Here is a 13,076-nt window from a genome sequence, read left to right as displayed (position 1 = left end):
GTTAGTTGATAATTTTGCCATCCTGCATTTCGATGATGCGAGAAGTTTTATTGGCAAATTCATTGTCATGTGTAACAATCAACAAGGTTTGATGAAATTCCTCAGCTAATTGCTGGAAAGTGTGAAAAACAATCTCGCTGTTTTTCTTGTCCAAGTTGCCCGTAGGTTCATCTCCCATGATTAAAAGAGGATCATTAATTAAGGCTCGAGCAATCGCGACACGCTGTTTTTGGCCTCCAGACAATTGGTTGGGTAATTTCAAGGCTTCATTTTCAATACCTAAAACTTTCAGCTTTTCGTAGGCACGATGTTCTACTTCCTTTTCGCTGTATTTTCCAAGTTTTAGTCCAGGTAGCATCACATTTTTAAGGACGCTAAATTCATTCAGGAGGTAATGGAATTGAAAGACAAAACCGATTTTTTCATTCCTTACTGCTGCAAGTTCTTTTTCTGTTTTATCGCCCATGAGGATGGAATCGATGAATAATTCCCCCTCATATTCGGTATCCATGGTGGATAGAATATACAGCAAGGTCGATTTTCCGCATCCTGATTTTCCGATGACGGATACAAATTCGCTCTGGGTCAGACTGAAACTGATGTCATCCAACACTTTTACCGTCATCGGGTCATGAAAGTATTTCGTGATGTGGTTTGCCCGTAAAACTTCTTTGTGAATGTGTGTCATGTTATTTACCTCGGATGATAATGACAGGATCTATTTTACTTGCTTTTCTTGAAGGGAAATAGCCTGCGAAATAGGTCGTAACGATGGAAAATATAGAGGCGATAATATAGAAAATTGGATTGTAATTGATAGGGAAGGTCTTGATTGTGGGTAAGGAATCGGTATTAAAAGGAATTTGATCAATAATGTTTGATATACCAAAGCCAGCTAATAATCCCATCGCGCCTCCAAAAACACCTATACTCAATGCGATAAAAATAAATATCAAATTGACATCATTACCAGAAAATCCGATGGCCTTCATGATGGCAATGGAATCCATTTTCTCATAAATCATCATGTTTAAAATATTGTAAATCCCGAATCCTGCCACGATTAGCAAGGTTACGCCCACGGCATACGAGATAATACTTCTGACCGAACTGCCGGTTTCAAACTGGGAGTTTGCCTGTTGGATATCAATCGCATCGGTTTCATAATAGCGTTGGTATTCAATGGCCATCGCTGGCGCTTGCAGTATGTTTTTTAATTTGACTTGGATGTCTGTGATGTAATTATTGGATACACCTAATAATTTTTGTGTCGTTCCGATTGAACAATAGCTTTGTACACGATCTAAATCTTGTAATCCGGATTGAAAAAATCCGACTACTTTTAGTTGTACTCGTTCTCCTTTACTTGTGGTTACTTGGACAATATCGCCCATATTGGCCGCCATTTTATCTGCTACCCCTTTTCCTAGTATGATGCTGTTAGGGATGTTTTTGAGGTCTAAAAAGTTTCCTTCTGTGACATAATCTGAAAACATAAATAATCTGTTTTCTTCGTCGGGGTCAATGCCATTAATCACTCCGGTCAGATCGACGCTGCCTACATTGTAAAAAACTTGCGCGTTAATCTTGGGCGCTACGCCAAGTACTCGCTCATCACGTTTGATGGCTTGCATGATTTGCCCGCTGTTGTAAATTTCGAGGCGTTGATTTTTAGGCTTGACGGAGTGTACGAAATTGTTTGTATTGGGAGAAAGTAAATCGATGGGTTGAACTTTGGAAACATTGATGTCGTGATATAAGCGAATGTGTGCCGTTCGGTTCATGATTAATCCATCCAATAAATCATTTAGTCCATTCATGAAACCTAGGAGCGTCACAAACATGGCGATACTAAAAGTAACCCCTACGGCTGCCACTAAGGTTTGTTTCCATCGCGCTAAGAGAAGTGAAATGGATACTTGAATGATTAGTTTGATATTCATTATTCCGGTTTAATCACTTGGTCTTTCGCGCTTAATCCACTGATAACTTCTGCCTTTTGGAAATCGGTCAAACCCAATTTGACGATTCGCTTGCTACCATCTACTAAGGTAACGATGGAGTCATTTTTGATGTAATTTCGAGGTAAGATGAGTACATTTTGCTTGGATTGCAGAATGATACTGGCTTCAAACGTAACATTTGGATATAATTTTTCGGGAGCCTTTGTAAATTGAGCTTCGATCAAAAATGTTTTGTTGCGTTCATTCATAATCGAGGCAATTTTGTTGACTTCTGCCTCAAAGTATTGGTTTTTATATGCATCAAACGTAATGGCTACTTTTTGACCTAGTTTAACTTTGAAAATGTCGTGTTCATCCACTTGCATTTCCAATCGAAAGTTTTTCGAGTTACCTAACGTAGCAATAGGTGTTTGTGGACTAACAAGTTCTCCTTTTTCCTTCAAAATGCTAAATACTGTTCCATTAACTTTGCTTTTTAGGATGAAATCCTCATTCTGTCTAGCGGAAATTTGAACGTTTTTCTTGGTTTGAGCTGCACCAAAATTGATCTGACGTTTTAAGTCTTTGTATCGTTGATTCGCCGAAAGGTAATTGGCTTTCGAACTTTGGTAATTCAATTCTTTCTGTTCGAATTCAATGCGGGTACCTACTTGCTGGGACCATAATGCTTTTTGTCTTGAATACAGGCTAGAATCTAGCTTTAATTTAGCTTTGGCAGTTTGAACAATGGCCTCTGCTTCGGTTAATTTTCCTTGATTGTTAGCCACATCATTGAAGTTGGCGGCCAATTGCGCATTCTCCAAATTAAATTTTTGCGTTTCATTCGAAACACGAAGTAGGGGTGTGCCAATGCTTACTTGTTGCCCTTCTTTTACATAGATTTCTTCGATGATTCCACTGACAGAAACAAAGGCTTGATATTGGTCGGCCGACTTAATTGTACCAGAGGCATAAATCGATTCCGTGATGTTGCCGGAAGTGGGGGAGATGCTTGCTTCTTTCTTTGAACAGGCGAAGAGGCTTATTCCAGCTATAATGAGTAGCGCGTTTACTTTCATTTTGCTAAATTAAGCTTTTCGTTCCATGAAAAAAATGATATTAGTCTCGAATGCAACGAACACTAAAACCCGCATCTTTATCGTTTGTAGAAGCCGTTGTAGGAGCGCCTGCAGAGGGAATCACAAAGCCTCGAGCATTTATGTCGGTATCACTTGTTGAGCTCCAATAATGTGTGGTTATACCACGTTCTTGAATAAGTCCATCAGATTGTCTTAACCAGCCTGCATTGTGCAATTTAATATCAGATCCAAAAACATTTGCTTCATATCGGTAATTAATTGCAATTGTCCTCCACTCCGCGTAGGTAGGTAATCGCCAACCAGTTCCTAATTCAATTGTACAAGGATCCTGCGCTGCAGACCAATCTGCGTTTAGCAATGTTCGATTTGGCCAGGTTGTTGAAGGTGTTCTTGAAGCTGTATATCGATATCCAATTTTACTTCCAAATTGCCAATACCAACCTGAAGCAGCTTCTGTATTATCCGTCGAACTTAATGGTGCATTTGTTGAGCCTAAATTTTGCAATAACCAACATTTGTTTTCACCAGTAATCGTTGAATAGGCCAAATTATAGGTGATTGTTTTTGCAACGGGTGCCACACCACGGCTCGTAATATGATTGACGATCAAATTGGTACATGGGGGCAAAATGTTCAATTTCCCCGTTGTATATACTCCATCTAAGGTGTTTTTCTTGCCAGATTTATTGATAAACTCACTTCTGACACCTGATCTTCTTCCGCTGTGGGTAGCCATTTGGCCTAAGCAAATGCTAGCAGTCAATAATAAATATAGAAATAGTTTAGTATGCATAGTCAAATTGAATTCGGTCTCCCGCTTCTAAAGTAAAATTGCTGTTGGATGCGGGTACATAGGTTACTGTATTACTTGAAATTGTATAGGCATTCTTATCAATTCGGATACCATTAATAAACATTTTGACCTTACTGTTCGCGACTGGGCTTTGTGTTAAGCTAAAGCTCGTCTGACCCACGGTTGCCATAAATTGGTCGCTTTCATCGCGGTCAGGCGTGCTGACAGTCCAGCTGGATCCAACGACCTTCAGGACATAGCCAGCAGTGCTAGGTGCAAGTGTGGTGATCGCACCGGTTCCATTGCCTATTAAGAGAGCTCCTAAACCCAAGGTTGTTGCACCAGTTCCTCCTTGGTCAACACCTACTGTGCCTGTAGAACTTAGATTTTTGGACGCATCTGAAAATACGACTTTTGATGCAGTTAATGTTGCATTAGATAAGTTGCCCCCTACACTCAGATTTCCCGAATTGATAATGCTAGCAAAAGTTTTGGCTCCAGTGAAAGTCTGCACTCCTGTTGTGACTATTCCAGGGTTGGTCGCATCAGCAGGACTGAGACTAATCACATTATTACTAACTGTTAATCCATTGGCCGTGCTCGTTCCTAAAGTGCCTGCTGAAACGGCTGTGGGGGCAATTGCCGTCCAATTTGATCCATTCCATGTCAATACCTGGCCATTGGTATTGGCTGTGACCGTACTAATTGAATTTGTTCCATTGCCTACCATGACGCCATTCAAGAGGATACTACTTAAGCCTGTTCCTCCTTGGTCAACTCCAACAATTCCCGTGGAATTGAGGTTTTTTGAAGCATCAGTAAATACAACCTTGGAAGCTGTTAGGCTATTAACTGTCAGATTTCCAGAGTTAATAATGCTTGAAAAAGTTTTTGCTCCTGCAAAGCTTTGTGCTCCTGTGGTGATTATACCTGGGTTAGTAGCATCTGCTGGGCTCAAACTGATTTCGCCGCCAGCCGTAATACTTAAACCTTTGGCTGTTGAACCTACATTTACATTTCCTAACGTAACCGATGGCGATGCATTTTCCACATTCCAAGCTCCCAAGCGAGAAACCAAAATTTGTCCGTCTGTTCCTGGGTTAATGCTAGATAAAGATGATGTTCCCGCACCAACGATGAGGCCTCCACTCGTGAAGCTTGCTGTGCCTGTTCCTCCTTGTGTAACACCAACAGTTCCCGTGGAACTAAGATTTTTGGATGCATCCGTGAATATTACCTTGGAAGCTGTTAGGCTATTAATTGTCAGATTTCCAGAGTTAATAATGCTTGAAAAGGTTTTAGCTCCTGCAAAGCTCTGTGCTCCTGTGGTGATAATACCCGGGTTTGTCGCATCTGCTGGACTCAAACTGATTACATTGTTGCTCACGGTTAAACCATTTGCCGTACTATTTCCTATTATTCCAGTTGTTAGTGCAGTCGGTACCGTCGCAGCCCAATTGCTCCCGTTCCACGTTAATACCTGACCATTCGTATTCGGTGTAACAAATGTTAAGTTACCTATTCCATTTCCAATTAATACACTGTTTGCTGTAATGCTATTCAACCCTGTTCCTCCCAAATTTACGGGTAAACTAGGTATTGAACTTAATAAATTATTTGCTTCAGTTACCACAATTTGGTTGGCATTAGTCCCCGTCGTTTTTAAGTTCGTAAATGCACCTGTTTGTGGGCTTATTGAGCCAATAGGCGTATTTTGAATACTGCCTGCTTGAATAGCTCCCGCGGTGTTTACTCGTACGATATTGGCATTTCCCAATTGGATGCTATTATCCGTGCCGACAGTCGCACCTGCTCCCAATGCCAGCGTATTATTCAAGGTACCTATGCTCACACCCGCTCCTTGCCCCAAAGCCGTATTATTAATCCCCGTTGTGCTTAAACTTAAAGCTCCCGCTCCAATCGCCGTATTGTTCGTTCCACTTGTATTTAAACTCAAACTTTGATAACCCAACGCTGTATTGTTGGTCCCCGTCGTATTACTTATAAAAGCGTTTTTCCCAACCATCGTATTCGCATCGAGGCCGCCGCCTCCATTTCCAATCATCAAATGATTGATTTGAAGGTCTTGCGAAAAGCTTTTTGCTCCTGAAAGTGTTTGAGTTCCTGTTGTAACTATACCCGGATTACTTGCATCCGCTGGACTCAACTTTATTTCCCCACCTAATAAGGTCATACCATTCGGGGTACCGCTAGTGTTGATGCTACCTACGGTTGTCGCAACACCTAAACTCGTGATGGCATTCGCCGACCAGCTTGTACCATTCGAACTCAAGACATAGCCAGCAGTTCCTGGTGCAATAAATCCGATGCTAGCTCCTCCGACCATCAAAGCATTGCTTGTCAAACTAGATACACCTGTTCCCCCATTGGCGATGGGTAGCATGTTGCTTACTTTGGTACTTAGGTCAATATTGCCAGCCAACATGCCATTGGTGATTTTTAAATTTCCAATCGTCGTAACACCTGTATTATTCATCGTTACATCACCTGAAAGATTCCTTTCAACGGCTGCATTGCTACTATTTCCAATAAGTACTTTTCCGTCGTTTAAAATGGTTCCAGCCAAAGTAGTGTTAGACAATGGAATCTCTGATACAGCGGTTATCCGACCTTTGGGGTCTACCGTAATCTGAGGAATCAAAGCATTTCCTCCATATATCCCTGCTACGACTGTGGTATTAGCTAATGTAGCATTAAGGGTTCCCGTACCTGAACCTGAAAGGTCTCCCGATAATGTGATGGTTTGATCTCCAGTATTCGTCCCTGAAATATTGGCATTACTAGCTACCGTAAGTGTCTTACTTGTAGTTCCTCCTGCGATTGTAAATCCTGTCAGGCTACTCGTAAGTTGTAGGCCATTGAAACTCTTATTTGTCAATGCTTCAGCTCCTGATAAGGTTGCTAAAGTTCCACTCATCGGAAGAGAAACACTTGTTGTTCCTATTGTATTTAAAGTCAAGGCGTTTGATCCACTTATTGTTAAATTACCTCCCAAAGTGATGGTTTTACCTGTGTTATTTACACCTGTACCTCCTTTTGCTCCGGAAATTGTTCCTGTTACTTTGTCATCTGAAACAGAACCCGAAGCAAGTTTCGCATTGTTAATTGCTCCATTCGAAATGATTGGATTCGTGGCCGTTGAACTTGGACCTCCTAAATCTCCAGCTAATTGAATTTTACCTACGACAAGATTTGTTGCATCTGGAGTAATTCCTGCGGCCGTTTGAATGTCGACATATGCCTTATTAGCAACATCCGTTGAAGAAGTAGGTGCATCGGCTATTTGAATTTTTGTCCCACCCGGAAATGATAAATTTCCACTCATGGTTGATCCTCTCAATTGCACATATTTGGCCTCCAAAGTAGCCTGATTCGTTGTGATTTCCTGCCAATTACTGCCATCGTATATGAACGTACGTCCATTATTCGTTGATGTGGGGTCAGCTGAAACGATATAAACATCACTATTGATAGGTGAACTTACCACGGGTGTAAAATTTCCCCCATTAAATATCCCTGTGTAAGTCGTTCCAAAACGAAGTGCAATGTTACCATTGGCATCTGGAAGAGACCCATTGACCTTTTGAACGGCACCCGTCACGTCGCTAACTGGTATCGAAGATACCGTAGCGAATGGATTGCCTGCTTTTACATATCCAGATGTTAAGCTAGAGGTGCCTAAACCTCCATTGATAGGAGCAACTATAGCATTTCCGCCGATAGTTCCATTTAAAAGTACATTATTAAGTGTCGCTCCGCTTGAACGAACAACACTTCCCGTTCCAGATGTTGAGATTTCAGATGGCGTTGCTGACGTTGCCCCAAAATTTCCAATTAGTTTGTCTGGATTAATAGTCTGAAAATTAGCCAATGAAATCGTTTGATTCGCTAATTTATTTTCAACATAAATTTTAACGGCATGTTGCGTAGGGAATTCAATCGAGCTATTAGCATCTATACTTCCATCGGATTTATTCGATGTGTTTTCTTTCATATTTAATGCGCTTTGCGTCGCTGTTCCAATATTGCCAGCAGATAATGCATCCACATAGGTTTTAACCGCTTTTTGACTTGGGTACAAAAGATCACTTGTGGATGTATTTCCTAAGTCACCTGCAATAGATTTATTTGAACTCAATTCTGCCCCGATCACATCGGCAACCGGAATTGTCGTACTGCTCGTCATGGCCGAGGCTCCATTTCCTTTGACATATCCGTTAAGCGTGGCTAATGCTCCTGTTCCCCCATGTGAAGTCGTGATGATTCCATTCACGTTGGCCGCATTTCCCGGGATACTGCCAGCTACTTTCGTTCCATCGATACCAACGATTTTCCCATTGGTAACTGCAAGGTCCGCGATTTTAGTACTCGTAATACTATTGTCTGAAATGATAGGGGTTCCTGCCGTCGATCCCGTTCCTGCCAAATCACCCCCTAATCTCACTTTTCCATAGACCGTCGCCGTTGCATCCGGGATCGTTCCTTGCGCAATTTGATTGTCAACATACGCCTTGACTGCACGTACATTGGGATATTTTGTCGTTGAACTAGCATCCGTTAGTACATCATTACTCTTATTTGCAATCGCTTCCGCTCCTGTAATGTCAGCTACGGGTATCGCGGTAACTGCCTGCATGGCGGATGTACCATTCGCTTTAACATAGCCTATTAAGGTACCTGAAGCGCCTGTTCCTCCATGCGTAGGCGCAACCGTTCCTGTTACATTGCTTGCCTCTCCCGTGATATTACCTGTTACTTTACTACCAGCAACTGCCGCAATTTTAACATCTGTAACCGCTGCATCTAAAATTTTACTTGTGCTTATCGCATTGTCTCGAATGATCGGATCATCAGCTGTACTATTGCCCGCAGCTAAATCGCCTCCCAATCGTATTTTTCCCTTACTAGCTAATGTTGCATCCGAAATAGTCGCTGAACTGATTTGCGCATCCACATAGGTTTTGACAGCATTTTGTGTCGGATATAAGGTGTTGCTCGTACCCAAAGCTGTTGCCGTCGATTTGTTGCTTACATCTTCCTTTGTCGCATAATTTATGGATACGGCACTTAGTTCTTGTTGGACGAAGGAGGTCGTTGCCAACTGCGTCGTATTGCTGCCAATGCCTTGTTTAACGGCGATGGTTCCCGTCGGAAGGGAAGGGCTTCCCGAAAATATGGGGGAAAGCTTGTCTGCTTTTGCATTTAAATCAGCGGATAAGGCAATTCCCTGCGTCGCTTGATCCACATAGGTTTTAACTGCGCGGACACTTGGATATTTGATGTCAGATGTGGCATCTGTGGGGACGCTCACCGACTTATTTGCTAAATCTTCTTTTAAGACCAGGTCGGGTACTGTGGGTGATGCGGCAGTTCCACTTAAATCCCCAGTTAATTGAATTTTACCTGCAGCCAATGTGGTTGCATCCGGCGTACCCGATACAACTACAGTCGAAATAACTTGATCCACATAGGATTTTACGGCTCTTTGACTCGGATAAAGTTGATTGCTTGGGTTTGTATTACCTAAATCGGTGGCCAGTGATTTATTACCAAGCGATTCAAACGAACCTCCCAAACTATTGATTTGATTCACCAAATTCGTTTGATTCTGGCTGATTTGATTGTTTTGTTGGTCAATCCGTACATTCATACTCTGTGTACGAAGGATAGTTTCATTCAAAATCTTCCCTTGTTCCTCAACTTTAGTTTCTAGGGTAATTTGCTGATTCTTTAAAAGCGAAAAGCTCGTTACATTTTCCGCTTGATTATCGTTGATTTTTTTCTCCAACGGCTTTAAATCATTGGAAACTAAATAGCCTACATCATTCGTGAAATGCGATATATCTTTTGGCGAATTGCTAACATTTTTATATTCCACTGCATCAGCATAAAGTGCATAGGGACTATACAAAAGTGTTTGATTACTGACTTCCGTAAAATTGGTTTGATTAGCTATTTTGACCGCAACGATCAAAACCTTGTTTTGTCCATTCCAAATGATTTGGTCAAAATTGGTGCCAATCGTTTTTTTACCTTTCCCAATCGTCAAATTGATCAAGCCAAAATCATCCGTTTCTGTCTCATGTAATTCTTCGAAATCAGTCGTCCCATTCGTTTTTAACGTGAATCGGATACTAACTTTTGAATTTTGTAATACCTGTCCTTGGATAAATGTACCCGGAATTTGGTAAGGACTAGGATCCTGGATGACGGCTTGGTATTGAATACCCTTTGTTTGTGCTTGGCTAATCATTCCGATCAAAAGAAAGCCAAGTAATAGTGCAAATCTTTTCATCTGATTATTTGTTTTTCGGTTGGAAAATGATGCCAAATACGAAGCTTTTCGGTCGGAGTATTAAGTGTGTGCCTTGTACCTCGCCGGCCTGCATCGTAGACATTTGTTGGTAACTTAGCGAAAGTGATAACCCCTCCGAAATCATTTGTTGAACACCTAGTTGGAAGCCTGCCATCATTTGAATCCCATTGAATTGTGGATCTTGTTTTAAATCCAGAAAACGATTGTTGACCCATTGATTTCCATGCAATAATTGATTCACCTGCAAAATTCCAGCTGCTTGTAGACTCAAATTTTTATATATGGGCTGATTGAATTGTAAAGAAGGGCGGAAGCCGAGGTAATCGGTTTGGTAACTGAACGCGACATTAACCGCATCTCCTACAGCATTGTATTGATTGTATTGAATTCCCAAAGCCCATTGAAACTTACCCAATAGTTTACCCAATGTAGGATGCTGATTGAAATAAATGGCCCATGGGCTCGAGGTTAACAATAAAGCCGTTGTATCTACCAGTTTTTGTTGGAATTGAATTCCATACAAATTTCCAGATCCTGACTTAATTCCCGAAACGACTTGACCGGCCGAATTGGTAAAATCAAAAGTGGTGAGATTACTTCCTGTTTGGAATGCCCAAGTTTGCGCGCGTAAGTTTTGCATGCAGAGGAAGGTCAAGAATAGCAGAATGCATCCTTTCCTCCCAGCCGCCGTAGCGAATAGGTGTGTGTACATGTTTAATTAGAACTAGATTGTGATGCAAAATAGTAAATTCAATTGGTAATAAATATCAGAAAACTGATAATCTGTTTCTTAATGCAGGTGTATTCTGTTATTTTAGGCAAAAGATTTAACGATGAGAATTACACGAGTTGCCAACTACCAAGAATTAAGCGCCCTAGCCGCGTCCCATGTTTTACAGGCTGTAAAAGCTAAACCCGACCTGCTTTTTTGCGCGGCAACCGGTGGTTCTCCCACTGGAATGTATGCTGAAATGGCAAAGGAAAAGACTGTTTTTAGTCAAATGCGTGTTATCAAAATGGATGAGTGGGGAATTATTCCCGCTACGCATCCCGACTCCTGTGAATCTTACCTTCAAAAGCATTTGCTTGGTCCTATGGATATCCCAGCAGAACGCTACGTAAGTTTTGATCCAAATTCAGCAGAACCTGAAAAGGAAATCCAACGCATTGAATCCTATATCCAAGCGAATAGTCCCATGGATGTGTGTATTCTAGGCCTAGGAAAAAATGGTCATATTGCATTCAATGAACCAGCGGCTAATTTACAAGCCGGTTTTCATAAAGCTACATTAGCCGAATCAACCATTCAACATGATCCAGCTTTATCCCAAGGATTAGAGCCTGCTTTCGGTTGGTGTGTGGGGATGCAAGGTATTCTACAAACTAAAAAAATCATTTTCTTGGTAACTGGGAAGGGGAAAGAAGCAGCTTTAGAGCAAATTTTGACCCAACAAATTTCTACGGATTGCCCGGCTTCATTTCTTTGGCTTCATCCAAATGTGGAGTTGATTACTGATTACCAATAATCAATATGAATAAAGTTTTCACACATGCTGCAGAGGCTATAATAGATCTCACTTCAGGTTCGAGCATTCTCATGGGCGGTTTTGGTCTGACAGGTGTTCCTGAAAATCTTATTTCAGCCTTATTAGAAAAAAATGCAACTGATTTAACTTGTATCTCCAATGAAGCTGGTTTGGAAAACTTTGGCATAGGCCGACTAATTGCTCAAAAGCAAATTCGGAAAATGATTTGTTCCTATATCGGAGAAAATCATTTGTTCGAAAAATTGATGTTGGAAGGTCATCTCGCTGTCGAACTGGTTCCTCAGGGAACTTTAGCGGAACGCATTCGATGTGGTGGTGCTGGAATTCCGGCATTTTATACACCTGCTGGTGTGGGGACAGAAGTGGCGGAAGGCAAAGAAACACGTGAGTTTGATGGCAAGAAATACTTGATGGAAACGGCCATCACGGCGGATTATGCATTTGTAAAAGCTTGGAAAGGGGATACCGAAGGAAATTTAATATATAAGGGTACTTCGCAAAACTTCAACCCTGTGGTTGCAATGGCCGGGAAAATAACTATTGCAGAGGTGGAGGAATTAGTGCCTGCGGGCTCCTTGGATCCCAATCAAATTCACACCCCTGGCATTTATGTGCATCGCATTTTTCAGGGAAAGGATTACCAAAAGCCTATTGAACATTTGACGCACCAAATGGATGCGGAAGAAATCAAGGAATTAAGTCCGGAAGATCTTAAGAAAGAAATTATTGGGAAGCGTCTAGCGCAGGAAATTAAGGATGGCGATTATGTCAATTTGGGTATCGGTATTCCAACCCGTGTAGCGAATCATATTCCTAAAGGCATGAAGGTCATTTTGCAATCGGAAAATGGTTTGTTGGGCATCGGCCCATTTCCGGAAGAAGGGGCGGAGGATGCAGATTACATCAATGCGAGTAAGCAAACCATTACCGTTGCATCTGGTGGATCGGTTTTTGGATCAGAACAAAGTTTTGCTATGATTCGTGGTAATCACATTGATGTGACAATTTTGGGTGGGATGGAAGTTTCGGAACGGGGGGATTTAGCCAACTGGAAAGTACCTGGAAAAATGGTTAAGGGTATGGGTGGAGCGATGGATTTAGTGGCATCTGCTGATAAGGTCATTGTTGCCATGCTTCAAACGACGCCTTCGGGCAAATCGAAATTGGTCCGCACATGTGACCTACCTCTCACGGGTGTCCGTTGTGTGACTCGTGTGATTACAGAATTAGGGGTTTATGATATTTCGCCTGAGGGTGGATTTAAGCTTGTTGAAATTCAACCTGGTGCAACAATTGAGCAGATTCTTGCTGCAACGAGCGGTCGCCTTATTCGATAATGCACGCTTAATCTGTTGT

Annotated in this window: 8 protein-coding genes; 2 read left to right on the top strand and 6 right to left on the bottom strand. The window is 41.7% G+C overall.

The genetic code is table 11. The features are described 5' to 3' along the window. Position 1: 1 nt before the first annotated feature. Genes SKC38_RS03170 through SKC38_RS03145 form a run of 6 tightly spaced genes read right to left on the bottom strand, consistent with a single transcriptional unit; the run spans position 2 to position 10,885 of the window. Positions 2–688 (bottom strand): ABC transporter ATP-binding protein, encoded by a 687-nt coding sequence (locus tag SKC38_RS03170; protein ID WP_377975019.1) that lies wholly within the window; start codon positions 686–688, stop codon positions 2–4. A gap of 1 nt (position 689) precedes the next feature. Beyond that, positions 690–1,943 (bottom strand): ABC transporter permease, encoded by a 1,254-nt coding sequence (locus tag SKC38_RS03165; protein ID WP_377975018.1) that lies wholly within the window; start codon positions 1,941–1,943, stop codon positions 690–692. Beyond that, positions 1,943–3,022 carry an efflux RND transporter periplasmic adaptor subunit gene (locus SKC38_RS03160; protein ID WP_377975016.1) on the bottom strand — a complete coding sequence of 360 codons (1,080 nt, stop codon included), beginning with the start codon at positions 3,020–3,022 and terminating at the stop codon, positions 1,943–1,945. The genes SKC38_RS03165 and SKC38_RS03160 overlap by 1 nt, the downstream gene beginning before the upstream one ends. 40 nt (positions 3,023–3,062) lie before the next feature. Beyond that, positions 3,063–3,836: a fibrobacter succinogenes major paralogous domain-containing protein gene (locus SKC38_RS03155; protein ID WP_377975014.1), complete on the bottom strand. Its 774-nt coding sequence runs from the start codon at positions 3,834–3,836 to the stop codon at positions 3,063–3,065. Further along, positions 3,826–10,152: a beta strand repeat-containing protein gene (locus tag SKC38_RS03150; protein WP_377975013.1), complete on the bottom strand. Its 6,327-nt coding sequence runs from the start codon at positions 10,150–10,152 to the stop codon at positions 3,826–3,828. The genes SKC38_RS03155 and SKC38_RS03150 overlap by 11 nt, the downstream gene beginning before the upstream one ends. A 4-nt stretch (positions 10,153–10,156) precedes the next feature. Then, complete coding sequence (locus SKC38_RS03145; protein WP_377975011.1) at positions 10,157–10,885, bottom strand: hypothetical protein; 729 nt, start codon at positions 10,883–10,885, stop codon at positions 10,157–10,159. Positions 10,886–11,006: 121 nt separating this feature from the next. On the opposite strand from SKC38_RS03145, the gene SKC38_RS03140 reads away from it, so the two are divergent. Together SKC38_RS03140 and SKC38_RS03135 are read left to right on the top strand one after the other, a co-directional pair. Further along, the gene (locus tag SKC38_RS03140) at positions 11,007–11,699 is read left to right on the top strand and encodes a 6-phosphogluconolactonase (RefSeq protein WP_377975010.1); all 693 of its coding nucleotides are present in this window, start codon (positions 11,007–11,009) and stop codon (positions 11,697–11,699) included. A gap of 5 nt (positions 11,700–11,704) precedes the next feature. Further along, complete coding sequence (locus tag SKC38_RS03135; RefSeq protein ID WP_377975008.1) at positions 11,705–13,057, top strand: 3-oxoacid CoA-transferase; 1,353 nt, start codon at positions 11,705–11,707, stop codon at positions 13,055–13,057. Positions 13,058–13,076 lie beyond the last annotated feature (19 nt).

The organism is Aquirufa echingensis (genome assembly GCF_042714525.1).
Classification (GTDB): domain Bacteria; phylum Bacteroidota; class Bacteroidia; order Cytophagales; family Spirosomataceae; genus Aquirufa; species Aquirufa echingensis.
This window is presented reverse-complemented; position numbering and strand designations above follow the sequence as displayed.

Excerpts from the sequence above, each read along its gene's own strand:
- SKC38_RS03145 (WP_377975011.1), bottom strand. The coding sequence starts at position 10,885 with ATGTACACACACCTATTCGCTACGGCGGCTGGGAGGAAAGGATGCATT.
- SKC38_RS03170 (WP_377975019.1), bottom strand. The coding sequence starts at position 688 with ATGACACACATTCACAAAGAAGTTTTACGGGCAAACCACATCACGAAA.
- SKC38_RS03165 (WP_377975018.1), bottom strand. The coding sequence starts at position 1,943 with ATGAATATCAAACTAATCATTCAAGTATCCATTTCACTTCTCTTAGCG.
- SKC38_RS03155 (WP_377975014.1), bottom strand. The coding sequence starts at position 3,836 with ATGCATACTAAACTATTTCTATATTTATTATTGACTGCTAGCATTTGC.
- SKC38_RS03160 (WP_377975016.1), bottom strand. The coding sequence starts at position 3,022 with ATGAAAGTAAACGCGCTACTCATTATAGCTGGAATAAGCCTCTTCGCC.
- SKC38_RS03140 (WP_377975010.1), top strand. The coding sequence starts at position 11,007 with ATGAGAATTACACGAGTTGCCAACTACCAAGAATTAAGCGCCCTAGCC.
- SKC38_RS03135 (WP_377975008.1), top strand. The coding sequence starts at position 11,705 with ATGAATAAAGTTTTCACACATGCTGCAGAGGCTATAATAGATCTCACT.
- SKC38_RS03150 (WP_377975013.1), bottom strand. The coding sequence starts at position 10,152 with ATGAAAAGATTTGCACTATTACTTGGCTTTCTTTTGATCGGAATGATT.